The 25075-nt window shown below is 62.8% G+C and carries 25 protein-coding genes and 1 pseudogene; 11 read left to right on the forward strand and 15 right to left on the reverse strand.

The features are described from left to right. The first annotated feature begins 55 nt into the window (after positions 1–55). On the forward strand, positions 56–724 hold the full coding sequence (gene elbB / locus ABM562_RS04275) for an isoprenoid biosynthesis glyoxalase ElbB (RefSeq protein ID WP_460420977.1): 669 nt from the start codon (positions 56–58) through the stop codon (positions 722–724). Between the two features lie 157 nt (positions 725–881). Here elbB and ABM562_RS04280 read toward each other — a convergent pair whose 3' ends face one another. Both ABM562_RS04280 and ABM562_RS04285 read right to left on the reverse strand, forming a co-directional pair. Further along, positions 882–1340 carry a YaiI/YqxD family protein gene (locus ABM562_RS04280; RefSeq protein ID WP_115084767.1) on the reverse strand — a complete coding sequence of 153 codons (459 nt, stop codon included), beginning with the start codon at positions 1338–1340 and terminating at the stop codon, positions 882–884. A 60-nt stretch (positions 1341–1400) separates the two neighbouring features. After that, positions 1401–3299: an FTR1 family protein gene (locus ABM562_RS04285; protein ID WP_460420979.1), complete on the reverse strand. Its 1899-nt coding sequence runs from the start codon at positions 3297–3299 to the stop codon at positions 1401–1403. 345 nt (positions 3300–3644) lie between these two features. Here ABM562_RS04285 and ABM562_RS04290 point away from each other — a divergent pair, with 345 nt between their 5' ends. From ABM562_RS04290 to ABM562_RS04305, 4 genes are read left to right on the forward strand one after another with little or no spacing between them, the layout of a single operon-like run. Next, entirely contained in the window at positions 3645–5042 is a 1398-nt protein-coding gene (locus tag ABM562_RS04290; RefSeq protein ID WP_115084764.1) for a COG3014 family protein, read from the forward strand. 9 nt (positions 5043–5051) lie between these two features. Continuing rightward, complete coding sequence (locus ABM562_RS04295; RefSeq protein ID WP_258578561.1) at positions 5052–5423, forward strand: YcfL family protein; 372 nt, start codon at positions 5052–5054, stop codon at positions 5421–5423. 24 nt (positions 5424–5447) lie between these two features. Then, complete coding sequence (gene lpoB / locus ABM562_RS04300) at positions 5448–6035, forward strand: penicillin-binding protein activator LpoB (protein ID WP_115084760.1); 588 nt, start codon at positions 5448–5450, stop codon at positions 6033–6035. A gap of 3 nt (positions 6036–6038) precedes the next feature. Continuing rightward, positions 6039–6779, forward strand: a complete 741-nt coding sequence (locus tag ABM562_RS04305) for a penicillin-binding protein activator LpoB (RefSeq protein WP_115084758.1) — start codon at positions 6039–6041, stop codon at positions 6777–6779. Between the two features lie 60 nt (positions 6780–6839). On the opposite strand, the gene ABM562_RS04310 is transcribed toward ABM562_RS04305, so the two are convergent. From ABM562_RS04310 to abc-f, 3 genes are all read right to left on the reverse strand, one after another. Then, positions 6840–7472, reverse strand: a complete 633-nt coding sequence (locus ABM562_RS04310) for a LysE family transporter (RefSeq protein ID WP_115084756.1) — start codon at positions 7470–7472, stop codon at positions 6840–6842. An 83-nt stretch (positions 7473–7555) separates the two neighbouring features. Then, positions 7556–8143, reverse strand: a complete 588-nt coding sequence (locus tag ABM562_RS04315; protein WP_115084754.1) for a mechanosensitive ion channel family protein — start codon at positions 8141–8143, stop codon at positions 7556–7558. Beyond that, entirely contained in the window at positions 8143–10053 is a 1911-nt protein-coding gene (gene abc-f, locus ABM562_RS04320; RefSeq protein ID WP_460420983.1) for a ribosomal protection-like ABC-F family protein, read from the reverse strand. The genes ABM562_RS04315 and abc-f overlap by 1 nt, the downstream gene beginning before the upstream one ends. Positions 10054–10103: 50 nt before the next feature. Between abc-f and ABM562_RS04325 the strand changes: the two genes are divergently transcribed. Next, complete coding sequence (locus ABM562_RS04325) at positions 10104–10586, forward strand: TIGR02444 family protein (RefSeq protein ID WP_460420984.1); 483 nt, start codon at positions 10104–10106, stop codon at positions 10584–10586. Here ABM562_RS04325 and ABM562_RS04330 read toward each other — a convergent pair. Further along, positions 10562–11581 (reverse strand): AlgP family protein, encoded by a 1020-nt coding sequence (locus tag ABM562_RS04330; RefSeq protein ID WP_460420986.1) that lies wholly within the window; start codon positions 11579–11581, stop codon positions 10562–10564. The genes ABM562_RS04325 and ABM562_RS04330 overlap by 25 nt on opposite strands. Positions 11582–11807: 226 nt before the next feature. Between ABM562_RS04330 and ABM562_RS04335 the strand changes: the two genes are divergently transcribed. Beyond that, positions 11808–12473 (forward strand): FKBP-type peptidyl-prolyl cis-trans isomerase, encoded by a 666-nt coding sequence (locus ABM562_RS04335; protein WP_115084749.1) that lies wholly within the window; start codon positions 11808–11810, stop codon positions 12471–12473. A gap of 15 nt (positions 12474–12488) precedes the next feature. Here ABM562_RS04335 and rsd read toward each other — a convergent pair whose 3' ends face one another. The 8 genes and pseudogenes from rsd to ABM562_RS04375 form a co-directional block, all read right to left on the reverse strand. After that, on the reverse strand, positions 12489–12959 hold the full coding sequence (gene rsd / locus ABM562_RS04340; RefSeq protein WP_115084747.1) for a sigma D regulator: 471 nt from the start codon (positions 12957–12959) through the stop codon (positions 12489–12491). Positions 12960–13185: 226 nt separating this feature from the next. Further along, the gene (locus ABM562_RS04345) at positions 13186–13707 is read right to left on the reverse strand and encodes a disulfide bond formation protein B (RefSeq protein WP_115084745.1); all 522 of its coding nucleotides are present in this window, start codon (positions 13705–13707) and stop codon (positions 13186–13188) included. A gap of 216 nt (positions 13708–13923) precedes the next feature. Next, positions 13924–15162, reverse strand: coding sequence for a heme biosynthesis protein HemY (locus tag ABM562_RS04350; RefSeq protein WP_115084743.1), 1239 nt, complete (start codon positions 15160–15162; stop codon positions 13924–13926). Further along, complete coding sequence (locus tag ABM562_RS04355) at positions 15159–16250, reverse strand: uroporphyrinogen-III C-methyltransferase (protein WP_115084742.1); 1092 nt, start codon at positions 16248–16250, stop codon at positions 15159–15161. Before ABM562_RS04355 ends, ABM562_RS04350 begins: the two co-directional genes overlap by 4 nt. A gap of 46 nt (positions 16251–16296) precedes the next feature. Then, the gene (locus ABM562_RS04360) at positions 16297–17064 is read right to left on the reverse strand and encodes a uroporphyrinogen-III synthase (protein ID WP_115084740.1); all 768 of its coding nucleotides are present in this window, start codon (positions 17062–17064) and stop codon (positions 16297–16299) included. Beyond that, positions 17061–18002, reverse strand: a complete 942-nt coding sequence (gene hemC / locus ABM562_RS04365; RefSeq protein ID WP_115084738.1) for a hydroxymethylbilane synthase — start codon at positions 18000–18002, stop codon at positions 17061–17063. Before hemC ends, ABM562_RS04360 begins: the two co-directional genes overlap by 4 nt. A 121-nt stretch (positions 18003–18123) precedes the next feature. Next, entirely contained in the window at positions 18124–18870 is a 747-nt protein-coding gene (locus tag ABM562_RS04370) for a LytR/AlgR family response regulator transcription factor (RefSeq protein WP_115084737.1), read from the reverse strand. Beyond that, positions 18867–18974: pseudogene (locus tag ABM562_RS04375) on the reverse strand (sensor histidine kinase); the annotation flags it as partial. The pseudogene ABM562_RS04375 and the gene ABM562_RS04370, both read right to left, overlap by 4 nt. A 220-nt stretch (positions 18975–19194) precedes the next feature. Here ABM562_RS04375 and argH point away from each other — a divergent pair. After that, positions 19195–20589: an argininosuccinate lyase gene (argH, locus tag ABM562_RS04380; RefSeq protein ID WP_115084735.1), complete on the forward strand. Its 1395-nt coding sequence runs from the start codon at positions 19195–19197 to the stop codon at positions 20587–20589. Positions 20590–20644: 55 nt separating this feature from the next. Here argH and ABM562_RS04385 read toward each other — a convergent pair whose 3' ends face one another. Continuing rightward, positions 20645–21307, reverse strand: a complete 663-nt coding sequence (locus tag ABM562_RS04385; RefSeq protein WP_134064926.1) for a glutathione S-transferase family protein — start codon at positions 21305–21307, stop codon at positions 20645–20647. Positions 21308–21453: 146 nt separating this feature from the next. Here ABM562_RS04385 and ABM562_RS04390 point away from each other — a divergent pair, with 146 nt between their 5' ends. The 3 genes from ABM562_RS04390 to ABM562_RS04400 all read left to right on the forward strand — a co-directional run bounded on the left by ABM562_RS04390 (position 21454) and on the right by ABM562_RS04400 (position 25072). Next, on the forward strand, positions 21454–21738 hold the full coding sequence (locus tag ABM562_RS04390; protein WP_010221131.1) for a hypothetical protein: 285 nt from the start codon (positions 21454–21456) through the stop codon (positions 21736–21738). Between the two features lie 84 nt (positions 21739–21822). Beyond that, complete coding sequence (locus tag ABM562_RS04395; protein ID WP_045200993.1) at positions 21823–22068, forward strand: TIGR02647 family protein; 246 nt, start codon at positions 21823–21825, stop codon at positions 22066–22068. A gap of 157 nt (positions 22069–22225) precedes the next feature. Next, positions 22226–25072, forward strand: a complete 2847-nt coding sequence (locus ABM562_RS04400) for a class I adenylate cyclase (RefSeq protein WP_460420990.1) — start codon at positions 22226–22228, stop codon at positions 25070–25072. Positions 25073–25075: the final 3 nt, after the last annotated feature.

Raw genomic sequence — 25075 nt, forward strand, 5'->3', positions numbered from 1 at the left:
GGCCACATCTGCCAAACTAGAGGACATTTAGCGCCTCGAATCGGGAGTAGTGAGCATGACCCAGAAAAAAGTTGCTGTGATTCTTTCCGGCTGTGGCGTTTATGACGGCGCCGAGATTCACGAAAGCGTGATCACCCTGCTGCGCCTGGATCAGCGCGGGGCGCAAGTGCAGTGCTTTGCGCCAAACATTGCGCAGATGCATGTGATCGATCACCTGACCGGCGAAGAAATGCCCGAGACCCGCAATGTGCTGGTGGAATCGGCGCGGATCGCCCGCGGCGAGGCCAAGGATCTGCGTGAAGCCGACGCCAAGGACTTCGACGCACTGATCGTGCCGGGCGGCTTTGGCGCGGCGAAAAACCTCTCGAATTTTGCCGTGGAAGGCGCCGGCTGCAGCGTGCACCCGGACGTCCTGGCCCTGGCTGAAGCTTTCGCCGAAGCCGGCAAGCCGGTCGGCCTGATCTGCATCTCACCGGCCCTGGCGGCGAAGATCTACGGCCCCGGCGTGGTCTGCACCATCGGTAACGATGCCGGCACCAGCGCGGCTATCGTCAAGATGGGCGGCACCCATGAGGAATGCGATGTCCATGACATCGTCGAGGACACCCTGCGCAAGCTGGTCAGCACCCCGGCCTACATGCTGGCCAAAAGCATCAGCGAAGCGGCAGGTGGCATTTACAAGCTGGTCGACCGGGTGCTGGAACTGACCCACGAGAATGACTGAACACTGGAGTGAGGCACAGATCCACTGTGGGAGCCGGCCTTGCCGGCGATGAGGCCTGTACAGTCAACACCTCATTGCTGCCTGACTTTCGACCGCTGCGCGCTCGATCGCTGGCAAAGCCAGCGCCCACAGGGTGATCGCCAGCCCAAGCCAGCGGCTATGGCACCTGGCGCGCCAGGCGGGTCAGGATCCGGTCCAGGGCGTTGGCAAACGCCTGCTTCTCGCGGTCGCCATAAGGCGCCTGACCACCACCGACCTGCCCTTGCTCGCGCAAGTCGGTGAACAGGTTGCGCACCGCCAGGCGCTCGCCCATGTTGCGCTCGTCGAATTCCTTGCCGCGCGGGTCGAGGCAGGCAACACCCTTCTTGACCAGGCGATCGGCCAGCGGCACATCACTGCAGATCACCAGTTCGCCAGGCACGGCGTGCTCGACCAGGTAATCATCGGCGGCATCCGGACCACTGGGCACGACGATCAGCTTGACGCAGGCAAAGGCCGGCTTGATCTGGCTCTGCCCGGCCACCAGCACCACTTCCAGCTGTCGCTTGAGAGCGAACTTGACCAGTTGATCCTTGGCCGCCTTGGGGCAGGCGTCGGCATCGATCCACACACGCATGGCACAGATTTCCAACAAAAACGGGGGAACAGTATCCCTGCTCACCCGTTTCGCTTCAAATCAGCCCGCCAGTTGGCGGCGCTTCTCGGCCAGGCGGCTGCGCCCGTAGAGGATGGCAATGGCCAGCAGCGCAACTACCTGCGCTGCCAACGAGTAGGCATCGGCATGAATCCCCAGCCAGTCGAAATCGAAGAACGCCACCGGCCGTGTACCGAACACCCCGGCTTCCTGCAGGGCCTTGACCCCGTGCCCGGCAAACACCACCGACAAGGCGCACAGCAATGCCGCGTTGATACTGAAGAACAGCGCCAGCGGCAGCTTGGCCGAACCGCGCAGGATCACCCAGGCCAGGCCGACCAGCAGCACCAGCGCCGTGGCGCCACCGGCCAGCACCGCGTTGTGCCCGGCGGGGCCGGCCTGCAGCCAGAGGGTTTCGTAGAACAGGATGACTTCGAACAACTCGCGGTACACCGAAAAGAACGCCAGCACGGCAAAACCGAAGCGCCCGCCGCCACTGACCAGGCTGCTCTTGATGTAGTCCTGCCAGGCCGCCGCGTGGCGGCGATCGTGCATCCACACGCCCAGCCAAAGCACCATGACGCTGGCAAACAGTGCCGTGCAGCCTTCAAGCAATTCGCGCTGGGCGCCGCTGACGTCAATCACATACGCCGCCAGCGCCCAGGTACCGAGCCCGGCAAGCAGGGCCAGGCCCCAGCCCACGTTGACGCTGCGCACCGCCGATTGCTGGCCGGTATTGCGCAGGAAGGCGAGGATCGCCGCCAGCACCAGGATTGCTTCCAGGCCTTCGCGCAGCAGGATCAGCAGGCCTGAAATGTAACTCAGCGACCAGCTCAGACCATCACCGCCAAGCAGGCCGGCGGCATCCTTGAGCTTGGCCTTGGCCGCATCCAGGCGCTGTTGCACCTGCTCCAGCGGCAAGCCGTCCTGCAGTGACTGCCGGTACGCCATCAGTGACTTTTCGGTGTCCTTGCGCACGTTGGCATCAACGTTGTCCAGCGAGCTTTCAACCAGCTCGAAACCTTCCAGGTAGGCCGCTACCGACAGGTCATAGGCTTGTTCGTGGTCGCCGGACTTATATGCCGCCAGGCTCTTGTCCAGGGTACTGGCGGTGTACTCCAGCAGTTGCGCCGGGCCACGCTGAACCTGTGGCGGCTGGGCACGCTGGGCGCGGAACCGGGCAAGCGCTTGCGGCCCTTCACTGGCTTCGACTTCGGCCGGCGTCTGACGGGCCAGGTCGGCGAGGTTGTAGGCTTTGTCACCCTTGGCCGTGGCCGGGTCGGCAGTGAAGCTGGCGACATAGGTCGCCAGGTCCCAGCGCTGACGCTCGTCGAGCTGGTCGGCAAACGACGGCATGTCGGTGCCTTCGATACCCAGGCCGAGCGTGTTGTACAGGTCGAACAGGCTCAAACGGTCGAGCCGCTCGGCGCTGCGCAGGTTCGCCGGCGGCGGGGTCAGGCCGAGGCCGGCCGGGCCGTCGCCAGCGCCGGTATCGCCATGGCACACCGAGCAATGCTGGGCATACAGCGGCGCGCCGCGGCTCGGGTCCGGGGTAATGATCGGCGCCTGGCTGACATCATAAGCCACCGCCAGTTGCGCGCCGAGCAGACGGGCCTGACGGGCGACGCCCGGGCCGTCCTTACGCTGACTGACCGCCTGACGCAAATTGACCACACCTTGCTCCAGGGCCTGGCGCTCCGCACGCGCAGGCAAGGCGACGATCAGCCCCTGAAGCACATCGATGAACTCGAGCTGCTCGCGGTATTCCCCTTCGTCAATGACCTTGCCTGCCTCAACGGTGGCCGGGTAATCGGCACCGATGTAATCGAGCAGGTGCAGGGCCTTGGCAGCGCCATCGGTGCTGTCGGCCAGCAGTGTGGCACTGCTCAACGCCAGCACCGGCCAGAGCAGCCAGGCGAGTAAGCGGGAACGGGGAATCATGAGCGACTCTCAAATGGAAATACGAGGTAAAGCATTGTTCACTTCCACTGCCCTTCGCTCAAGGCTTGTCAGGCTGATCCTTGAAAAATTTTGTGACAAATAGCCCTGAATCCCTTCCGGCTAAAGAACAACCGTTCGTCGGCCGATATGTGAATGCTGGCACAACGGCAGATTCAAAAAGCAAAACGCCATTAATTAGCCAGCAAATGCGTTTATAATGCCGCGCCGCTATATAGCGGATAAGAATTTAGGCTCTTCTTTTAAGAGGATTTGGCGATATCGCCAGAGAGATGACAGCCGTCTCGCCCCCCAGGCCTCTCATCAATTCAGGGAAGAAGAATTCAGATGGCATCCCGTGTCCTCACCGTCGCGACCCTGGTCGCGGCCATCCAACTGGCTGGTTGCTCGGCCTTTCGCAGTTACGACAGCGAACTTCAGGAAACCAACCAGCACCTGAGTAGCGGCAACGTCGACGCTGCCCTGCAACTGCTGGAAAAGAACAACAAGGGTGAGGACAAAGACCTTCTCTACTACTTCGAGAAAGGCGAACTGCTGCGCTCCAAGGGCGACCTGGCCGGCAGCCAGCTGGCCTGGCGCAGTGCCGACGACGTGGTGTTCAAGTGGGAAGAGTCGGTCAAGCTGGACACCGACAAGTACCTGAGCCAGTTCGGCAGCTACCTGGTCAACGACAAGGTCCGCCGTTACGAAGGCTACGACTACGAAAAAGTCATGCTGACCACGCAGATGGCCCTCAACCTGCTGGCCCAGAACGACTTCGACGGCGCCCGTACCGAAATCAAGAAGACCCACGAGCGTGAAGCGGTCATCGCCGAGCTGCGCGACAAGGAGTACCTCAAGCGCGAAGAAGAGGCCGAGAAAGAAGGCGTCAAGACCGAGTACAAGGAGCTCCAGGGTTACCCGGTAGCCAGCCTCGACGCTCCGGAAGTGGTCGGCTTGAAGAACAGCTACCAGAGTGCGTTCAGCCACTACCTGTCCGGCTATGTGTACGAAGCCCTGGGCGAAAAAGGCCTGGCTGCACCGGGCTACCGCAAGGCTGCCGAGCTGCGCCCGAACACCCCGCTGCTGGAGCAGGCCCTGCTCGAACTGGACAAGCCCGCAGCGAAAACCACCGACAGCGACGTGCTGATCGTGATCCAGAGCGGCCTGGCCCCGGCCCGCGACTCGGTGCGTGTCCCGCTGCCGTTGCCAATCAGCGGCAACCTGGTAATCACCCCGCTGTCGTTCCCGGTGATCAAGGAAGACACTTCCACTGCGCACTTCAGCGAGATCTACCTGAATGACCGCGAGCTGAAGCTGACCGCCCTCAACAGCACCACCGCCATGTCGCGCCGCGCCCTGCGTGACGACATGCCGGGGATCATCCTGCGTACCAGCGTACGGGCCATCTCCCGTGGCGTGGCACAGAAGCAGCTGAACGACGTCAACCCGTTGGCCGGCCTCGCCGTCGGTATTGCCTCGACCATCACCGAAGGTGCCGACACCCGCACCTGGCGCACCCTGCCTGACGAAACCCAGGTTGCCCGCGTGCGCCTGCGCCAGGGCGAGCACCAGCTCAGCCTGCCGTCGAGCCTGGGTGGCAGCCAGGTCAGCGTGAAGATCGACCGCCCGTTCCAGGTCGTCACCCTGCGCGTGGTCGGCAACCAGGTCTTTGCCGGTGGTCCAGCCCTGCATGTGGAAACGAAAGCCGCGGGTCAGGCCGTCGCCAGCCTCAAACAACCTTAAGGAAGCGTCATGCGTATCAAATTGCTCGCCGTTCTCGTCACTGCCCTGCTGGCCGGTTGCGCGACCCCGCCACCGCCAGAGCCTGGCAGCGCCGCCAGCAAGGTGGTGAAGATGGGCAAACTGAAGAACATCGAAACCGGCCCGATGCGCGTTGCGCGCGAGAACGGCTTCCTGACCGTCAAGGTGTCGCTGAACAACACCAGCGGCAGCAACAAAACCCTGTTCTACCGCTTCGCCTGGCTGGGTAACGACGGCTTCCCGGTTGCCGATGAAGAAAGCTGGAAGACCGTGATCCTGTACGGCAAGCAGGCCAGCGTGTTGCCGGCTATCGCACCCGTGCCGCAGGCCACCGATTTCCGCCTTGAAGTTCAGTCTCAGTAATCATTTTTGCAGGAGCACCTTTTCATGATTGCACGCATTTCCCTCGCCGCCCTCGCCATTGCTCTGGTCAGCGGCTGCAGCACGCCGTCGCCGGTCCTGGGCGGCAAGAACATCGGCTACGGCGACAGCAAGGCCGTGGAACTGGTCACCAACGAGTTCGGTTCGACCGACCTGCAGATGATCGCCGAATCCATGACCCGCTCCCTGGCCCAGTCCGGCATCCTCCAGGGTCGCCCGGTGGTGCAGGTCTATGACGTGAAGAACAAGACCAGCGAGTACATCGATACCCGCGAGATCACCACCTCGATCAAGACCCAGTTGATGAAGTCCGGCACCGCCCGCTTCGCCAGCGACAACACCCAGATGCAGAGCCAGGTCGACCAGCTCAAGCTGCAGAACCAGAGCGGCCTGTACAAGAAGGGCACTGTGGCCAAGACCGGCAACATGATCGCCGCCAAGTACCGCCTGGAAGGCTCGATCAGCTCGATCGTCAAGCGCAGCAGCGACTACAAGGACGTGTTCTACAAGTTCAGCCTGCAGTTGATCGACGTTGAAAGCGGCCTGGCCGAGTGGATGGACGAAAAAGAAATCCGCAAGACCACGGAGCGCTAAGCAATGCGTGCATGGATGGGCGTTCTGGGCCTGGCTTGCGCGTTCAGCGTGCAAGCGGCCCCCAAGGTCGCGGTCACCGACCTCGCGTACCAGGAGCGTGTGGAGCAGTACATCCACACGGTCTCGGCGCAGAGCAGCGGCCAGGCAAGCATGTACCACGCCAGTGGCTCGTCGAGCTACAGCGAGTACGAGAGCCGCGACAGCTACATCGAGCAGACCGAACTGCGCAAGTTCACCGGTGACATCAAGGGCGAGATTCTCAAGTCCGGGATGTTTCAGCTGGTTCAGGGCACGCCCTACACCGCCGATGCCAAAGGCGACGTGTATGACGTGATCCGGCGCATCAAGAACGGCAACTTCAAGGGCGCCGACTACGTGCTGTTCGGCACCTTGTCGGATATCGATTTCCAGCGCGATATCACCTCCCTGGACAACACCAACAGCTATTCGGCCATCCTTGGCCTGAGCCTGGTGGCCGACTTCAGCCTGATCAACACCAAGACCTACGAGATCACCTCGGCGTTCACCGCCATGGGCGAAGGCCAGGACACCAAGCTGGTCAACAGCCAGGATGTGCGGGTAACCCTGAACCGCCCGCGGGTGGTGCGTGAGGTCTCGAAGGAGTTGGGAATGGACGTTGCGCGGCAGATGGCCGAGCAACTGGGCGGTAGCGTACCGGGGCACGAACGTGCACCGGCGCGCAACAACTTGCCGCCTGATGAGCCGGCGCAGATTTTGCGCTGAGAAAGCAAAAAGGCGACCTTCGGGTCGCCTTTTTGTGTGCGGTGAGTTTATCGCGGGTTCCTAAACCGGCGCCCGACGGATACTCGCCAGCAACGTCGCCGCGCCCAGGAACAACCCGGCAAAGGTACGGTTCATCCGCCGCTGCTGCCGGGGCGTGCGCAGCAGGCGCAACACCTTGGCTGCAAGCCCGGTATAACCCGCCATGACCATCAGGTCGACCGTGACCATGGTCGCGATGATGATCAGGTACTGCGGCAGCAGGGCCGCATGCGGGTTGATGAACTGCGGCAGCACCGCGAGCATGAAGATCAGCGCCTTGGGATTGCTGACGTTGACCAGAAAGCCACGGAACACCAGGCTCAGCGGCTTGCCGATGGGGCGTACGGCGGAATTGTCGCTGATGTCAGCCGGCAGCGCGCGCCACTGCTTGACCGCCAGATACACCAGGTAGGCAACACCGAACCATTTGATGACCTGGAACGCAGTGGCTGATGTCGCGAGGATGGCACCGACGCCGGCGGCAATGATTGCAATCTGCAGCACCAGGCCCAGTTGCAGGCCTAGCGCGTTCCAGTAGCCGCGCCAGAAGCCGTATTGCAGGCCACAGGACATCGAGGCAATGGCCCCGGCCCCCGGCGACAGACTGATTACCCAGCAAGCGGCAAAAAATGCCAACCACGTTTCCAATAACATCGCGCACCTCGGCACTAACTTGTTACAAACCTCTAAGCTAGTGCCCTGGCGAAAAAATCACCACGATTTTTTTCTGCGACCGATCAATTGTCCGAAGTTTTGCTTTCGCTCACCAGCGGCAGTACTTCGGCACCGCGCCAGCGCCGTACCGATTTCTGGAAGAACTGGCTGTTGGGCACCTGCACCAGCGCACCGCCAGCCTCCGGCAGTTCGATCAAGGTGGTGAACAACAGGTTGATCGCGACCACCCGGCCTTTGACGCCGGGCTTGTCGATGGTTTCGACCAGCTCGACCACATCACCGATGCGAAATGGCCCGACGGTAAAGATCAGCACCGCGCAGAGCAGGTTCGACAGCACGCTCCACATGGCGAAGAACGCCACTGCCGCCACCGCAACGAAACCGGACAAGGCGGTCCACAGCACCGTGGCGGAAACCCCCAGGCGTTCGAGGACGAAGATCAGCGCACTGCCCATGATCAGCCAGCGCAGGCCACCGCGCAGCGGCATCAGCAGCTCGGGCGGCAACGGATAGCGCTCGCCCAGGCGCTTGAGGCAACGCGCAACCACACGCTGCAGGATGAACGCCGCCGAAAGGATCAGCAGGATCTGCAAACCCAGCCAGAACGGTGCGATCCATTCCACCGGCAATGGCCATTGCAAGGATTCCATCAGGACAACGCCTCCAGCTCCGCCTGCATGCTCTCAAGCGTCTCCAGGGCAGCCATCCAGGCTTCTTCCAGCTCCCCTTCACGGACCTTGAGCCTGGCTTGTTGAGCCAGCAGGTCACGCAGCTCGTCCTTGCGCGCCGCCTCGTAGAGCGCGCTGTCGCCGAGGCCGGCGTCGACCTTGGCGAGTTGCTCATGCACGCTGCCCAACTCGCGCTCGAGCTTGTCGGCTTCACGCTTGTGCGGTGCCAGCTGCTGACGCAGGGCCGCTGCGGCCTGGCGCTGAGCCTTCTTGTCGGTCTTGTCGGCATTGACCGGCGCGCTGCTCACCGGAGCATTGCGTTGACGGTACTCGACCAGCCAGCGGCTGTAGTCGTCCAGATCGCCATCGAAAGCCTCGACCTTGCCGTCGGCTACCAGCAGGAAGTCATCGGTGGTGCTCTTGAGCAGGTGACGGTCGTGGGAGACCACCAGCACCGCGCCACTGAACTCTTGCAGGGCCATGGTCAGCGCCAGGCGCATTTCGAGGTCCAGGTGGTTGGTCGGTTCATCGAGCAGCAACAGGTTCGGCCGCTCCCAGGCAATCAGGGCCAGAGCCAGGCGGGCTTTTTCGCCGCCGGAGAAGTTCAGCACCGGCTCGTCAATGCGCCCGCCACGGAAGTCGAAGCCACCGAGGAAATCGCGCAGCGTTTGCTCGCGCTCGGTCGGCGCCAGGCGTTGCAGGTGCAGCAGCGGGCTGGCCTTGTTGTCCAGCGAGTCGAGCTGATGCTGGGCGAAGTAGCCAACCGAGAGGTTCTCGCCACGCACCAGGCGCCCGCTCAGGGGCTCCAGCTCACCGGCGAGGTTCTTGATCAGGGTCGACTTACCAGCGCCGTTCGGGCCCAGCAGGCCGATCCGGGCACCCGGCGTGAGCTGCAGCTTGACCTTCTCGAGGATGGTCTTGTCGCCATAGCCCAGACGGCCTTCGGACAGATCGAGCAACGGGCTGGAGATTTTCTCCGACTCGCGGAAGACGAAGTCGAACGGCGAATCGACATGGGCCGCCGACAGCTCTTCCATGCGCTCCAGGGCCTTGATCCGGCTCTGCGCCTGACGGGCCTTGGTAGCCTGGGCCTTGAACCGGGCGATGTACTTTTCCATGTGCGCGCGCTGGGCCTGTTGCTTCTCGTAGGCCTGTTGCTGCTGCGCCAGACGCTCGGCACGGGTGCGCTCGAACGCGGTGTAGCCGCCACGGTAGAGGGTCAGCTTGCACTGCTCGACATGGGCGACATGATCGACCACGGCATCGAGGAAGTCTCGGTCGTGGGAAATCAGCAGCAGCGTGCCGGGGTAGCCCTTGAGCCAGTCTTCCAGCCAGAGGATGGCATCGAGATCCAGGTGGTTGGTCGGTTCATCGAGCAGCAACAGGTCGGACGGGCACATCAGTGCCTGGGCCAGGTTCAGGCGCATCCGCCAGCCACCGGAGAAGTCGCCGACCCGGCGGTCCACCTGCTCGTTGGTAAAGCCAAGACCCGCCAGCAACTTGCGCGCCCGGGCGTCGGCGGTATAACCGTCGGCGCTGTCGAGTTCGATGTGCAGGCGTGCCAGCGCAGTGCCGTCGTGGGCGGCTTCGGCCGCAGCCAGGTCGGCCTGGACCTTGCGCAGGCGGGCATCGCCGTCGAGTACATAGTCGACCGCCAGGCGGTCGAGGGTATCGACCTCCTGGCGCATGTGCGCGATGCGCCAGTCCGCAGGCAGCTGACAGTCACCGGAGTCGGGCGTCAACTCGCCGCGCAGCAAGGCAAACAGGCTGGATTTACCGGCGCCGTTGGCACCGATCAGGCCGGCTTTATGACCGGCGTGCAGGGTCATCTCGGCGCCTTCTAGCAGGCGCTGTGGACCACGCTGTAAAGTGAGGTTCGATAGTCTGATCATAATGGCCGCGGAGTCTACCAGCTTCGTCGGCAACTGGCGCGAGTGGGACCATGCACACCGACCTGTGGAATTTTGCCCTGAAGCTTTACGCCCGACCAGGCGTGGAAGCCGCCTGCCTGCAGTGGCAGGACCTGGGTGGCGACGTCTGCCTGCTGCTGTGCGGCATCTGGCTTAGTGCCCGTGGCGTAGCAGCGAACGAACAACGGGTGCGACAGCTCACGGAGCTGGCCGAGACCTGGCAAACCGAAGTGGTGAAACCACTGCGCGCCCTGCGTCAGTCCTGGCGAAACGAGGCAGCCAGGGATCCGCAATTGACGGGATTGCGCGAGCAGGTAAAAGGTCTGGAGTTAGCGGCAGAACGCATCCTGCTGGAGCGCCTTGAGACGACCTGCAAGGACTGGGCAGCAACGCCCGAAACCGCACTGGACTGGATAAGCTGGCTGGCCCCCGAAGGCGCCGGTGCGCATCACGACGCGCTGCACAGGCTGCGCGCCGTGATGCTGACGACTCAGGACGCCGAAGACGGGGTCTGAGTGGCCGGTGTTACCGAAGCTGCTGGTGCAGACGACGCAGCGGCTGCCGGTGCAGGAGCAGCGGCTGCTGCCGGTGCTGCTGGAGTAGCCGGCTTGGCTGCTGGTTTGGCTGCAGCGGGCTTTGCAGCAGGCTTGGCGGGTGCTTTTACGGCAGCAGGCTTAGCGGCAGGTTTGGCAGCGGGCTTAGCCGGGGCTTTTGCCGCGGCCGGTTTGGCTGCAGCGGTACGGGCCGGAGCTTTTGCGGCTGGCTTGGCTGCTGGTTTTGCCGCTGCTGGTTTAGCGGCAGGTTTAGCGGCAGGTTTTGCCGCAACGGGTTTAGCTGCCGGCTTGGCTGCCGGTTTTGCCGCTGCAGTTTTCGCCGCAGGCTTGGCAGGGGCTTTGGCAGCAGGCTTGGCGGCCGGTTTGGCAGCAGCAGGCTTGGCTGCAGCAGTGCGCGCGGGTGCTTTAGCAGCAGGCTTGGCTGCTGGTTTGGCGGCGGCTTTAACGGCCGGTTTTGCCGCAGGCTTGGCAGCAGGTTTGCTCGCGGCTTTGGCCGGTGCCTTGGCAGCAGGTTTGGCGGCTGGCTTGGCAGCAGCCACTGCAGCAGGTTTGGCCGAACGCAGGGTCAACGCCTTGGCGGCGGCTTCCTTGACCTTGCCAACACCCTGGGCCAGTTTCAGGCTTTCCTGAGCGTCACGCTTGAGTTGCAGGATGTAGGTGCGCGTTTGCGATTGACGGTCCTTCAAATTGTCGAGCAACTTTTCCAGTTCGGCCACAGCGTCCTTGGCCTTGCCCTGTGCCTTGGCTTTGCCAGCCTTGGCAGCGTCCTGCAGTTTAAGACGGGACTTGTGCAGTTTTTCCTGTGCCTTACCCCGTTGTTTTTCCAACTTGGCGAGCAGTTTTTCAGCATCAGCCAGCGCTTGCGAGCAGGCATTTTCCAAATGATCGAGCAGGCTGCCCGAGAGTTGCTGGAGCAGGTGCAACGGCGTACTTACTGGCTTCTTATTGGCCGACATGGTTTACCTCCTGGCTGACGAGATTGCGGCTCATACTATGCTTCTGCTGCTACCGCCGCTAGGGCATGTTGACAGTATTAAATGCGCCGCGTTGCATGCCTGGGCAAAGTTGTTATCGCTGCAGCTGGAAACAAGTGTAGATGCTGCACAAAGTGTTGCTGATATTTACACGAAGTGACGAGCGAAGGCTGGCATACTTTGTTTCCTCTGAAGCAGGAGCGAGCCTGTGCCGCGCTATCTAATCCTTACCCTGTTGCTATTGCCGACATCGTTAATTGCAGCGCCTGAAACTACTTCGACAAGTGACCATGACCTGGCCTACAGCCTGGGCGCCAGCCTGGGTGAACGCCTGCGTACCGAAGTTCCCGGCCTGCAACTCGATGCCTTGATCGAAGGGTTGCGCCAGGCTTATCAGAACAAGCCGCTGGCGCTGAGCAAAGAGCGCATGACGGCAATACTCAGTGAACATGATGCCCAGGCCAACGAGGCTGCAGTTCAAGCCCAGACCGAACAATTGCTGAGCGCAGAGAAACGTTTCATGGCCACTGAACGGGCCAGGCCCGGAGTGCGTGAACTGGCTGAAGGCATACTCGTGAGCGAATTGCAGGCCGGCACTGGCAGCAAACCCAAAGCGGGAGGCAAAGTCCAGGTTCGCTATGTTGGCAAGTTGCCGGACGGGACCGTGTTCGATCAGAACCAGCAGGCACAGTGGTTCAATCTGGACAGTGTTATCGAGGGCTGGCAGGTGACATTGCCGCAGATGGCGACCGGGGCGAAATGGCGGCTGGTGATCCCTTCGGCGCAGGCTTACGGCGCCGATGGCGCGGGTGACCTGATTGCACCCTATACGCCGCTGGTGTTCGAGATCGAACTGCTCGGGGTTGCCGACTGAGGGTCGGCAGCACCGTCAGGCCTGCACCGCGCCTTCTTCACTGTGCGCAGTATGCAGCACTTCGATCAGGCAATCCTCGAGCTCGAAACGCTCATGCAACAGGCTGCCGAGCTTGCCCAGCTTTTCCGCGAAACGTTCAGGGTCGTTACAGTTGCCCTTGTCGCAGTGATCGTTGAAAGCCGAAGCGATTTCGGTGATGGCGTCGATGCGAGGGCTGATCTGCTTGGCCAGCTCGAGGCCGCGAGTATCACCAAACGCCTTGGCTTCGCTGACCAGTTGTTCGCTCACTTCGAAATGCCACGCTGACACGTAATCGATCAGCACCGCACAGAAGTCACGGTTCTTGTCCTTGTCGGCAAACGCCGGCTTGGCATCACGCAGCTCGCGGAAGGCCGTCACCAGCTCTGCACGCTCGTCCAACCAGCGGTCAATGAGCTTATGAACCCCACCCCAGCGTTCCTGAGCATTCTGACAACTATCTAGCATGGCGATCTCTTCCCTTCTGGGTAATGCCCCTGCCCCCGCGCCGCAAATGTGCAGAGCAAAGGTGGAATCAGCAGAGCGGCATCGAGCAGCTGTGTTTTCGGTATGCGTGCAGGGAGATTATTCCCGTGCGCCCTAGCCTTCAAGGTACGCACGCGACAAAGTTCATACAAGTGTTTAATCCGACCATCCTTTGCCGCCGGTCGCTTGCACTGTGAAAAACTTCGCCTCAGTTTTTTACCGCGCGGGTGAACAGGGGGCGGGTGCGGCCGAGCAGGCGGAAGGTCGGCAAGGTTGCCAGCAACACAAAGGACAGCAGGCTCCATTCAGGCAGGGTCAGGTCCAGGAAACTCCAGTTGATAGGCACGCAATCGGGGCTGCCGATGACCATTGCCTTGATGACCTGGAGCGTTGGCATGCTTTCGATAACGTAGTCAAAAGCCGGTTCGCACTCGGTGCTTGAAAGCGCCGGATTGCCTTGTAGCCACACGTGCCGGGCGGCGAGCAGCGCGCCACCTGCGGCAAAGAACAGCGCCAGAGCGGCATAGATGCGGGTACCCAGACGCCCCGGGGAATGCACCACCGCGCAGAGGCAGACCACGGCAAACGCGCCCAGGAACAGGCGTTGGCTGTAGCACAGCGGGCATGGCACCAGGCCCATGCCGAATTCCAGGTAATAGGCGGCAGCCTGGACCAGTATCGATGCCAGCAACGCCGGGAAGAATAGTGAACGCAAGCGGGCCAACGACATGGCGAATCCAGGAGCGCAATAGACAGGCGATAACGGTAGAGGAAAGGCGCGGCTTGTATCAAGGCAAGACAGTCGGGACAAGTCCCTGAACGACTGGGGAAGTATCCCGAACTCAGCAAGAAAAATGCGTAGGTATTTGAAGGAAAACTTACCGGCTAACGCAGGAAATTGGCTCAAGCCCATGGGCCCGCGTTTTTCGGCGCGCCCATGGGTAACTCAAGCTCGCACGACCTCTGGCAGTGGCAATGCCAGCAGACGCTCATCAAGCATGCCCAGGCCTTCCTGGAACAATTGGTTACTGCGTTCGGTATCACCCAAGCCAGCAAGCAGGCGCGCCAGTTCGGCACAGGCCTCGGGATTGCGCTGCACACGCAAACTGCTTTCCAGGTAATCCCGCGCCTTGCCCCACAAGCGGTTCTGCAGGCTCAGGCGGCCCAGGGTGAGCAGCAGGCTTGGATCGTCAGGATGCTCCTTGAGCCAGCCTTCGGCCGTTTGCAACTGGCGAGCCAGGTCGCCGCCGCGCACCAACCCGTACAGCCGGGCCAGATGGCTTTCGTACTGACGCTTGAGGGCTGTACGCAAGACCTGCTCGGCCTCGCTTTCAGCACCCAGCTGGCGTAGCTGCTCGGCATAGGCCAGCACCAGCGGCGGTTCCTGACGCTGCGCAGCGGTAAGCTGCTGCCAGGCGCGCTCAAGGGATTGCCGCGCGGTCTGTTCATCGCCTTCGCGGCTGGCCGCCAGGCTCAGGTTCTCACCCCAGGCACGGCGCTCCAGTTCAGCCAGCTCCGGCGCCGGCAGCACTTTGTCCTTGCGCAGCTCAGGCAGCAGGCGGATCAGTGCTGACCAGTCGCCACGCTCGCGATACAGACGCTGCAACAGGCGCAACACCTGAACGTTGTGCGGGTGACGCTCCTGCATGGCCTGCAGGGTAACCAGGGCCGCGTCGCTGTCGCCGCGGTCCATCTGCAACTGGGCGTGGCTCAGGGCAATGGCCAGCTCGGCTTCGGGCTGACGCTCCAGGGCACGCTCCAACAGGTTGTCACTGTCTTCGGTGCGGCCCAGCTCATTGGCGGCACGCGCGGCGCCGAGGTAGTACAGCAGCGGTTGACGCTCGGCTTCGGCAGCGCGATGCAGGTGACGTTGAGCGCTGGCCCAGCGACCCTCGGCGAGGTCCAGCTGGCCCTGCTCGATGGCCAGTTGCGTGCGACGGCTGCGGTTGCGCCGCGACCAGGGGTTGACCACCCCGCCTGAAGTCAGCACCAGGCCGACCAGGTAGCGCACCAGCAGCACCGCCAGGATAATCCCGGCCAGCGCCGCCAGGGCTGCCCACAGGCCCGACTGATAGCGAAAGCTGCCGTAGGAGATCAGCACATAGCCGCTGTGCTTGGCGATCGCGATCCCGAGCGCAGCAGCCACTGCAATGGCCACCACCGCCAGCAGGTAGACGCGCTTCATGGCTTGGCCTCCTCGACCGGCAGATGCCGGCGCTCAAGGTAGGCCTGAACGGCACTGATGCTGTCTGCCAGGTCCGGCACCACCACCGCAACCGGCTGCTCGGCCAGCTCGTTGAGAGCGGCAAGCATTGCCTGGCTCTGCGGGTTGTCCGGGTTGAAATTGGCCAACAGCACGCTCCTGGCGTCATCCAGGGCCTGGGTATAGACCTTGGCTTCGCCATTGAGCGCAGCCCACTGGGCTTGCTCGATCGTCAGGCTCAGGGCCAGGCGCAACTGATTGAGCGATTGCCCGGCCAGCAGCGGACGAACATTGTCGTCGGCGTTGAAATCGATCTGGAAGTACTTGGACAGCTCGGCCCACCACTGCGACCAGCGACTGGCGCCATCACCATCAGCGGTCAGGGCTCCCAGCGCATCGGCATTGCTGTTGAACTCCGGCGACTGGGCACTGAGCTGCAGCACTTGCTCGCGCTGGGCTGCCAGCTTCAGGAACAGGCCGGTGCGATCGGGCTGCTGGACGCTGTTGAGGGTGGCCAGGCTCTTGGCCAGTTGCTCGCGGGCGGCAAACGACCCCGGGTCGCTCTGTTCACGGAGGATTTCGTCTGCCCCCTTGACCAGCTCGCGGGCACTGACGATGTCCTGCAAGGCGGATAGACGTAGGCTGGCCAGGCGCAGCAGGTGCTCGGCTTCGGCCAGGCGCCAGTCCTTGCGGCTGGCGCCGAGGATGGTCTCCAGGCGCTGGCTCAAACGCTGCTGATCACCCTGCAGTTGGGCGACCAGGCGACGACGGTCTTCCAGTTCGGAAGCAGGCGGCAAAACGGCCAGCTGTGCAGAAAGTTGCTGCTCACGCTGCTGCAGGGCCCGGGTTTGCTCGCTCAGGGCCTGCAGGTTCTGCACCTGCCCCTGCTCGGCACCCTGGAGCTGGCGAACCTGCCATACGCCCCACCCGCCAACTGCAACACCCGCCGCGCCCAGCAGCAAGGCCAGGATTGCCAGACCATTACCGGACCGCTTGGCCGGTTCCACGGGGGTTTGCGCAGCAGCCTCAGGGGCCTTCAGTTCATCGTTGGGCAAGACAGTTTCGCTCACGTATCCATCCTTTGCTTTGCGGCACGTCGCCAATCAGCTTAGCGCCTTAGGGGGCTGGTGCAGGAGTTTCCTGCAATGTTGCCAGCAAAGCCGTGGCGCTGGCACCACGGCAATCCACTACATTCTGTGCGCCACTGGCGCGGGCAAGTTCCGCCACCCGTGGGCTGGGCACGAACAATGGCAGCTGCGCCAGCCGTGGCCAGTCTTCGCCCGCCAGTTGGCGCAAGTGTTCAAAACCCTGCCCACTGCTGACCACCAGGCCGTTCAGGCGTTCCCCGGCAATACGCCGGGCCAGGACAGCCTCAGGGTAATGCGGCAGATAGCGGCGATACAACTCGAGGTAATCGACGCGGGCACCCCGTGCAGCCAGGCGTTCGGCGAGCAACTCGCGCCCGCCTTCGCCGCGAATGATCAGCACCCGGGCTTGCGCCTGGCTGATCGCTGCGGTCAATGCCGGCAGCTGCAGCAGCGCTTCGCTGTCGTCACCTTGCGGTGGATAACTGACGTTGAGGCCATGGTCGTCGAGGATCTGCGCGGTGGCTGCGCCGACGGTGAACCAGGCTTGCTCGGGCGGCTGCTGCCAGTGCGCATTCAGCTGTTCAACCGCCAGGCGCGCAGCCGGCTTGCTGACGACAATGATCGCGCAGTACTGATCAAGCGCTTGTACCTGGCGAAGCTGCGCTGGCGTCAGCGCCAGCGGCTCGATTTCCAGCAACGGCAGGCTGCTGCTGAACACGCCCTGTTCGGCAAGCGTCTGGGCCAGCACCGAGCACTCTTCTGCCGGCCGGGTCAGCAGCAGGCGCCAGCAGCTCACGGATGCCCGGCCTCGCCGTAGACCGCCTTGAGGATGTCCTCGGCACCTTGCCCGAGCAGGTCTTCGGCGACCTTGATGCCCAGCGCTTCGGCATCCTGGCGCGGCGCGCGGGCCTGGGCAGTGAGCAGCTTGCCGCCAGCCGGCTCGCCAACCAGTCCGCGCAGCCACAGCTGCTCGCCTTCGAGCACCGCGTAGCAAGCGATCGGCACCTGGCAGCCACCATTGAGGTGCTTGTTCAGCGCCCGCTCGGCAGTGACCCGGTCAGCGGTGTCGGCGTGATGCAGCGGGGCCAGCAGCGCATGGATTTCGCTGTCGGCGCTGCGGCACTCGATGCCCACCGCGCCCTGGCCGCCCGCAGGCAGGCTGTCGTCGACACTGATGCTGGAGGTGATGCGGTCTTCAAAGCCGAGGCGGATCAGGCCGGCGGCCGCGAGGATAATGGCGTCGTACTCACCGGCGTCGAGCTTGGCCAGGCGGGTGTTGACGTTGCCACGCAGGAAGCGGATTTCGAGGTCAGGGCGGCGGGTCAGCAACTGGGCCTGGCGGCGCAGGCTGGAGGTACCGACGATGCTGCCGGCCGGCAGCGCCTCAAGGCTGTTGAAGGTGTTGGAAACAAAGGCATCGCGCGGGTCTTCGCGCTCGCAGATGCAGAACAGGCCCAGGCCTTCGGGGAAGTCCATCGGCACGTCTTTCATCGAGTGCACGGCGATGTCGGCCTGGTTCTCGAGCAGCGCGGTTTCCAGTTCCTTGACGAACAGCCCCTTGCCGCCGATTTTCGACAGCGGCGAGTCGAGCAGCTTGTCGCCACGGCTGACCATCGGCACCAAGGTCACGACCAGACCGGGATGGGCCTGTTCCAGACGGGCTTTGACATATTCGGCCTGCCACAGGGCCAGGGCACTTTTGCGGGTGGCAATGCGGATTTCGCGAGTGGACATGGAACGATCCGTACGAGATAGATTCTCCCGATGATAACAGCTCAGTCCAGACCGCTAGCAGATCTAAATCATGGGAGGAGGCGACCTTCCCTGGCCGTCGACTGCTCCATGGTCCCCGCCCTTAAAGCTGTTGCATCATTTTGCGCACACCGGCCACATGTCGGCGGCTGACAATCAGGGCATCGCCATTGAGGCCCTTGAGAAATAGCTGGAAATGCCCCAGTGGCGTGCGTTGCAGGCGTTCGATGCGGTTGCGGGCGACCAGGGCGTTGCGGTGAATACGCACAAATCGCTCGCCGAACTCGTCTTCCAGCGCCTTGAGCGGTTCGTCGAGCAGCACTTCACCGGATTCGTGGCGCAGGGTCACGTACTTGTGGTCGGCAATGAAATAGATCACCTGATCGAGGGGGATCAGTTCGATGCCCTTGCGGGTACGGGCACTGATGTGGCTGCGCGGGCCGCTGCCGCTCTCGGCTGCCGGACGGGTCAGGGCCGCCAGTTGCACGCGGTTGGGGCGCTCGGCCTTTCTCAGGGCTTCGCGCAGGCTGTCGGGTTGCACCGGCTTGAGCACATAGCCCAGGGTGCTGTCCTTGAACGACTGTACGGTGAACTCATCGTCACCGGTGCAAAACACCACCGCAGGCGGTGCTTCACGCTCGCACAGCCGGGCAGCGACCTGCAGGCCATCCAGCCCCGGCATGCGAATGTCGAGCAGGACCACCTCGGGCTTGAGGCTGTCAATCAGGGCCAGAGCCTCTTCGCCATTGGTGGCGCTGGGCTCCAGCACGGTATAGCCCTCCAGTTCGCCGAGCAGTCGGCTCAGGCGTTCCCGGGCTTGGGGTTCGTCATCAACGATCAGGACATTCATATTGCGCTGGATTCCTGCGTGAGTCTCGCACAAGGATAGCGTAGACAGGTGAGGTGACGACCGTCACGGCGATCCACGCTCAGACTCGCACGATGGCTAAAGATTCACTGGCTCGGCAGGAAACATGCCGAGCCTCTGTCCAACTGTAGACGGTTGCCGCAACACTGCCGTTCAATCGATAAATATCCTGTTGCAAGCGCGCTGTCGCGGGCCTGTGCTGCGACATAAACCCGCATTTGCCCCGACCGCCGCACTCCGGCAGGGCCGCCAATCCTGCTATGATCGACGCCACTTTTTCCGTTCACGCCTTCAACGAGTGAATCCATGAGCACCGACAAGACCAATCAGTCCTGGGGCGGCCGCTTCAGTGAGCCCGTCGACGCCTTCGTCGCCCGTTTCACCGCCTCCGTCAATTTCGACCAGCGCCTGTATCGCCACGACATCATGGGTTCGATCGCCCACGCCACCATGTTGGCGAAGGTCGGCGTTCTCACCGACGCCGAACGCGACACCATCATTGATGGCCTGAAGACCATCCAGGGCGAAATCGAGGCCGGCAACTTCGACTGGCGCGTCGACCTTGAAGACGTGCACATGAACATCGAAGCGCGCCTGACCGACCGCATCGGCATCACCGGCAAGAAGCTGCACACCGGCCGTAGCCGCAACGACCAGGTCGCAACCGATATCCGCCTGTGGCTGCGTGACGAGATCGACCTGATCCTGGCCGAAATCACCCGCTTGCAGCAGGGGCTGCTGGAACAGGCCGAGCGCGAAGCCGAAACCGTCATGCCCGGCTTCACCCACCTGCAGACCGCCCAGCCGGTAACCTTCGGCCACCACCTGCTGGCCTGGTTCGAGATGCTCAGCCGCGACTACGAGCGCCTGGTCGACTGCCGCAAGCGCACCAACCGCATGCCCCTGGGCAGCGCCGCGCTGGCCGGCACCACCTACCCGATCGACCGCGAACTGACCTGCCAGTTGCTGGGCTTCGAAGCCGTGGCCGGCAACTCGCTCGACGGCGTCTCCGACCGTGACTTCGCCATCGAATTCTGCGCTGCCGCCAGCGTGGCGATGATGCACCTGTCGCGCTTCTCGGAAGAGCTGGTGCTGTGGACCAGCGCCCAGTTCCAGTTCATCGACCTGCCTGATCGCTTCTGCACCGGCAGCTCGATCATGCCGCAGAAGAAAAACCCGGACGTGCCGGAGCTGGTACGCGGCAAGACCGGCCGTGTGTTCGGCGCCCTCACCGGCCTGCTGACCCTGATGAAAGGCCAACCCCTGGCTTACAACAAGGACAACCAGGAAGACAAAGAGCCGCTGTTCGACGCCGCAGACACCCTGCGCGACTCGCTGCGTGCCTTTGCCGACATGATCCCGGCGATCAAGCCACGCCACGCCATCATGCGCGAAGCGGCCCTGCGCGGCTTCAGCACCGCCACTGACCTGGCCGACTATCTGGTGCGCCGCGGCCTGCCGTTCCGTGACTGCCACGAAATCGTCGGCCACGCGGTTAAATACGGTGTCGATACCGGCAAGGACCTGGCCGAAATGAGCCTGGACGAACTGCGCCAGTTCAGCGACCAGATCGAGCAGGACGTGTTCGCCGTGTTGACCCTCGAAGGCTCGGTCAACGCCCGTGACCACATCGGCGGTACTGCGCCTGCACAAGTACGCGCTGCCGTAGCCCGCGGCAAGGCGCTGCTCGCCGCGCGCTAAGCCCTGTCGCGTGCTGCTGCCCGGCCAGTTCTGACTGGGTGGCAGCACTTGGCCTTCAAGGCTTGCTTGAGCGCACCATCTCCAGGAAAGCAGGCATCTGCGCTTCCTTGTCGGCGGCAATTTTCTGCACGTTCGGGTTGTGCTTGAAGCGCTCCAACAGCTCACGCGCTTGCGGGAAGTCTTCCAGCACGTCGATGGCGAAGACCTTCTTGCCCACGGCATAGGCCAGGTCGACGCTAAAGCAGAACAGCATGTCGGCGAGGGTCAGACTGTCGCCGGCCACAAATGGGCTGAACTTGCCATTGCGCTTGAGGGTGGCGATACCGGCCAGCAATTCGGCCTTGGCCTTGGCCTTGATGGCGTCATCGACCCGTGCGCCGAAAAATGCTTCGGGGTAGCAGGCGCGGGCAGGCAGTTCGATGTACAGCTCGATCTCCTTGGCCAGCTCGTGCACCTTGGCCTGGGCAAAAACCCCTTCAGGCAATAGCGCCTTGCCCGGCTGGGTCCGCTCGATGTAGTCGAGGATCAGGTTGGTTTCGCTGATAAAGCCCTCTTCGGTCTCCAGCACCGGCACCTTGCCGCGCGGGCTGAGCTTCAGCGCTTCGGGGCTGTGGCCGCCGAAAAACAGCACTTCTTCAAACGGCACGCCCTTCTCCAGCAGCGCCAGTTTGGCCATGTTGTAGTAGTTGCTGACCGAAAATCCATGAAGCTTGAGCATGAAACAGCCTCCAGGCCGTAAAGGGGTTGGCCGGGTTGTTATAGACCCAAGTGCCGGGCACTGACCAGCATCATGGAGTTCGTCGATAGCAAGGCATCGGTGCCCGGCTCGTGGCAAACTGGGCCCCCCTAAAGAGGAAAGCGCCCATGAGCGAACCAACCGATATCGACAACGACGAAGAAGAGTTCGCCGAGTCGACCCTGATCGAAGCCATCGAGAACCAGATCGAAAGCGACAACCCGCCGGCGGCCAAGGCCACGTTCAACAAGCTGACCCTGGTGGGCTACGAGCGTGAAGATATTCTCAACCTGATGGCCCATGTGCTGGCCTACGAGATTGACGCGATGCTCGAAGACGACCGCGCGTTCAACACCGAATGGTACGAAACCGCCTTGCGCGCCCTGCCCGAGCTGCCGCCGGAAAAGGTCTGAAGCAAAGCAGGATTTCCCTGACTACACTGCAAAACCAGGCACCGGCGACGGTGCTGCCCTCCTTGTCTGGAAGTCGGAGTCTCTATGTCGTTTACCCCCGAACTGATTGCCGAGCTGGAAGTCCTTGCCTTGTTCAACCTGGATAGCAGCCAGGAAGGCATCAAGGTCCATAACACTGCCTCCAAGGAGGTGATCGCCGCTGCGCGTCGCCTGTACGAGAAAAAGCTCACCGACCAGCCCGATGGCGGGTATCTGACCAGCCTTGGTCACGATGCTGCCGAGAACGTGCAGGTGTTGCTGAACATTCTGAATGTCGTCGAACCTGCCTGATCGGGACTGCCTTGCAGTCCATCGCCGGCAACGCCGGCTCCCACAGTGGGGGCTGGCCTTGCTAGCGGTCGTATCCACACCAACGCTAATAAAATGGCGTCAAAATTAAAATAGCTTAAACTCGCCATTGCTCCCCAGACGGCCGGTTTAGCTCGCCATGAACCACCCCCACGAAATTCGCCCCGACCTCGACCAGGGCATTGACCGCAAGGTGCTCAGCCAGCTGCGCCAACGTTTCCTGACGCTCAACCAGGGGCGCCTGGGGCGGGCCATGGACGGGCTGTCGAGCCGGCAACAGCAGGTGCTGACCCTGCTGCCGCTGTTTTTCCACGTCAATCACCCACTGCTACCCGGTTATGTATCCGGCAACACACCGGCGGGCGTCGCCAATTTCGAGCCTGATGCCCCACTGCTGGCCGAAGCCCAGCGCCTGACCCGCTCGTTCTCGTACAAGGCCCGCCGCGGCAACCCGCCCCAGCCGATTCACGGGCTGTACCTGATGGGCAGCCTGGGCACCCTGGCCCAGGCCGAGCAAAGCGATATGGACGTCTGGGTCTGTCACGCCGCCGACCTCAGCGAAAGCGAACTGGCAGAGCTGCGCAAGAAATGCCTGCTGCTGGAAATCTGGGCTGCCAGCCAGGGCGCCGAAGCCCACCTGTTTTTGATCGAGCCGCAAAGCTTCGTCCAGGGCGAGCGCGACGGCCAGCTCAGCTCCGATGACTGCGGCACCACCCAGCATTACCTGCTGCTCGACGAGTTTTACCGTACCGCCATCTGGCTCGCCGGGCGCACGCCCTTGTGGTGGCTGGTACCGGTCTACGAAGAAACACGCTACAGGCAATACATCGATACCCTGCTGTCCAAGCGCTTCGTGCGCGCCGAAGACAACCTCGACCTCGGCAACCTCGCGCACATCCCGCCGGGCGAGTTCGTCGGCGCCGGGTTGTGGCAGCTGTTCAAGGGTATCGAGTCGCCCTACAAGTCGGTGCTCAAGCTGCTGCTCACCGAGGTCTATGCCAGCGAACACCCGCAGGTACAGTGCCTGAGCCTGCAGTTCAAGCAGGCGGTGTTCAGCAATCACCTCGATCTCGACGAGCTCGACCCGTACATGATGGTCTACCGGCGTATCGAGCAGTACCTGCAAGGCCGTGGCGAACGTGAGCGGCTGGAGCTGGTGCGGCGCAGCCTGTACTTGAAGGTGAACAAGAAACTCAGCGGCCTGGCCCGCCAGCGTAGTGCCAGCTGGCAGCGTGACCTGCTGCAGCGCCTCAGCCAGGAATGGGGCTGGGATGAGCGCCAACTGGCGCTGCTCGACAGCCGCAGCCAGTGGAAAGTCCGCCAGGTGGCGGTCGAGCGCCGTGAGCTGGTGGCCGAGCTGAACTACAGCTACCGCTTCCTCTGCCAATTCGCCCGCAGCCAGAACGCTATCAGCCGCATCGACCAGCGTGACCTCAGCGTCCTCGGCCGGCGCCTGTACGCCGCCTTCGAACGGCGCGCCGGCAAGGTCGAGTTCATCAACCCGGGGATCGCCCCGGACCTCGCCGAAGACACCCTGACCCTGGTCCAGTCGCCCAACCGCAAGGAACCCGGGCAAACTCACTGGGGCCTGTACAACGGCAACCTGGGCGTACACGAGTGGGAGCACTTTGCCCCGATCAAGCGTTGCCGCGAACTGCTCGAATTGCTGACCTGGGCCCACCGCAATGGCGTGATCGACAGCAGCACGCGCCTGGCCCTGCACCCGGGCAGCAGCGACCTCAGCGAGTATGAGCTGTTCAACCTGCTCGGCAGCCTGCAACAGAGCGTCGCCCTGCCCCTGCCGGTGGTCAGCGAACAGCGCCTGCTGCAACCGAGCGTGGCGGACGAGATCCTTCTGCTGGTCAACGTCGGCATCGACCCGCTGCAGCACCACCGCGACCTGAACATCCTGATGACCACCGAGCGCACCGACTCGCTGAGCTATGCCGGGGTGCGCGAAAACCTGGTGCTGACCCTCGATCAGGTCACGCTCAATAGCTGGAACGAAGTGCAGGTACACCGCTACGACGGCGAACATGCCCTGCTGCGCTGCCTGCGCGATTACCTCAACAGCCTCGGCACCGGCCACACGCCGAGGCTGCGGGTGCGCTGTTTCTGCCACAACCGTGCCCAGGCCATCGCCCTGCGGGTCGAGGAAGTGTTCGCCACTACCCAGGCGCTGCTCGCGCAGAACCTCAACCACCGCTACCTGTTGCAGGTTGAGCAACACACCCATGTGCTGGAACTGCAAAGCGGCGCGGTGAACCTGGTGACCCTGGAAGATCAGGACGCCGTGCTGCGTTACCTCGGCGAAGAGCGCAGCGATTACAGCCCCCTGCACCTGGACGCCAACGCCCTGCAGGAGCTTGACCTGGCCCAGCTGCTGTCCCTGGGGCAGCCGCAGTGCATCCAGTTGTTCTATCGGGTGCAGGACGCCTGGGCGGATGTCTATGTGCTCGATGAGCACAATGCGCTGTGGCAGCAGCGCCTGCCGTTCCACGATGAAAACAGCCTGTTGCTGCCGCTGCAGCGCTTTTTGCAATCAATCGTGTTTCGCCGCGAAGCGCGCCTGCCGCTGGACAACCTGCAGGCCCAAGGCTCACTGGATATTCTTTATTACCAATTGTTGCCATCGGGTACCGGCAAGGTCCGCCAGGTGGAAGCGCGCCAGGTCGAGGTCAAAACTAGCGACCGGCCGTACTACGAGGTGCAGGCGATTTTGCAGGCAGGCGCCAGCGACGACGTGCAAGTCACGCTGTACTGCAATCAACGGGAGTTTTCCCAGCTCGAGCACGGCGACCAGCTGTATGCCGTGGTCGCCCGCGAGATCATCGAGCAGCGCCTCGAGGCCGAGCGCTACCGGTGTTACATCACTGACCTGGACCTGTCCGGCCTGCTGGCCGACGGCCTGGGTTCGAGCATCTTGTACCTGCGCTACAAGGGCGAACTGGAGCGGGCGCTCAACGAGGCCCTGGCGCAGGCTTGAGGC

It is taken from the genome of Pseudomonas sp. ZL2 (assembly GCF_054788455.1).

What these genes read in the sequence shown, in the direction of transcription:
- elbB (WP_460420977.1), top strand. Translation starts at nt 56, where the DNA reads ATGACCCAGAAAAAAGTTGCTGTGATTCTTTCCGGCTGTGGCGTTTAT.
- ABM562_RS04280 (WP_115084767.1), bottom strand. Translation starts at nt 1,340, where the DNA reads ATGCGTGTGTGGATCGATGCCGACGCCTGCCCCAAGGCGGCCAAGGAT.
- ABM562_RS04285 (WP_460420979.1), bottom strand. Translation starts at nt 3,299, where the DNA reads ATGATTCCCCGTTCCCGCTTACTCGCCTGGCTGCTCTGGCCGGTGCTG.
- ABM562_RS04290 (WP_115084764.1), top strand. Translation starts at nt 3,645, where the DNA reads ATGGCATCCCGTGTCCTCACCGTCGCGACCCTGGTCGCGGCCATCCAA.
- ABM562_RS04295 (WP_258578561.1), top strand. Translation starts at nt 5,052, where the DNA reads ATGCGTATCAAATTGCTCGCCGTTCTCGTCACTGCCCTGCTGGCCGGT.
- lpoB (WP_115084760.1), top strand. Translation starts at nt 5,448, where the DNA reads ATGATTGCACGCATTTCCCTCGCCGCCCTCGCCATTGCTCTGGTCAGC.
- ABM562_RS04305 (WP_115084758.1), top strand. Translation starts at nt 6,039, where the DNA reads ATGCGTGCATGGATGGGCGTTCTGGGCCTGGCTTGCGCGTTCAGCGTG.
- ABM562_RS04310 (WP_115084756.1), bottom strand. Translation starts at nt 7,472, where the DNA reads ATGTTATTGGAAACGTGGTTGGCATTTTTTGCCGCTTGCTGGGTAATC.
- ABM562_RS04315 (WP_115084754.1), bottom strand. Translation starts at nt 8,143, where the DNA reads ATGGAATCCTTGCAATGGCCATTGCCGGTGGAATGGATCGCACCGTTC.
- abc-f (WP_460420983.1), bottom strand. Translation starts at nt 10,053, where the DNA reads ATGATCAGACTATCGAACCTCACTTTACAGCGTGGTCCACAGCGCCTG.
- ABM562_RS04325 (WP_460420984.1), top strand. Translation starts at nt 10,104, where the DNA reads ATGCACACCGACCTGTGGAATTTTGCCCTGAAGCTTTACGCCCGACCA.
- ABM562_RS04330 (WP_460420986.1), bottom strand. Translation starts at nt 11,581, where the DNA reads ATGTCGGCCAATAAGAAGCCAGTAAGTACGCCGTTGCACCTGCTCCAG.
- rsd (WP_115084747.1), bottom strand. Translation starts at nt 12,959, where the DNA reads ATGCTAGATAGTTGTCAGAATGCTCAGGAACGCTGGGGTGGGGTTCAT.
- ABM562_RS04345 (WP_115084745.1), bottom strand. Translation starts at nt 13,707, where the DNA reads ATGTCGTTGGCCCGCTTGCGTTCACTATTCTTCCCGGCGTTGCTGGCA.
- ABM562_RS04350 (WP_115084743.1), bottom strand. Translation starts at nt 15,162, where the DNA reads ATGAAGCGCGTCTACCTGCTGGCGGTGGTGGCCATTGCAGTGGCTGCT.
- hemC (WP_115084738.1), bottom strand. Translation starts at nt 18,002, where the DNA reads ATGTCCACTCGCGAAATCCGCATTGCCACCCGCAAAAGTGCCCTGGCC.
- ABM562_RS04370 (WP_115084737.1), bottom strand. Translation starts at nt 18,870, where the DNA reads ATGAATGTCCTGATCGTTGATGACGAACCCCAAGCCCGGGAACGCCTG.
- argH (WP_115084735.1), top strand. Translation starts at nt 19,195, where the DNA reads ATGAGCACCGACAAGACCAATCAGTCCTGGGGCGGCCGCTTCAGTGAG.
- ABM562_RS04385 (WP_134064926.1), bottom strand. Translation starts at nt 21,307, where the DNA reads ATGCTCAAGCTTCATGGATTTTCGGTCAGCAACTACTACAACATGGCC.
- ABM562_RS04390 (WP_010221131.1), top strand. Translation starts at nt 21,454, where the DNA reads ATGAGCGAACCAACCGATATCGACAACGACGAAGAAGAGTTCGCCGAG.
- ABM562_RS04395 (WP_045200993.1), top strand. Translation starts at nt 21,823, where the DNA reads ATGTCGTTTACCCCCGAACTGATTGCCGAGCTGGAAGTCCTTGCCTTG.
- ABM562_RS04400 (WP_460420990.1), top strand. Translation starts at nt 22,226, where the DNA reads ATGAACCACCCCCACGAAATTCGCCCCGACCTCGACCAGGGCATTGAC.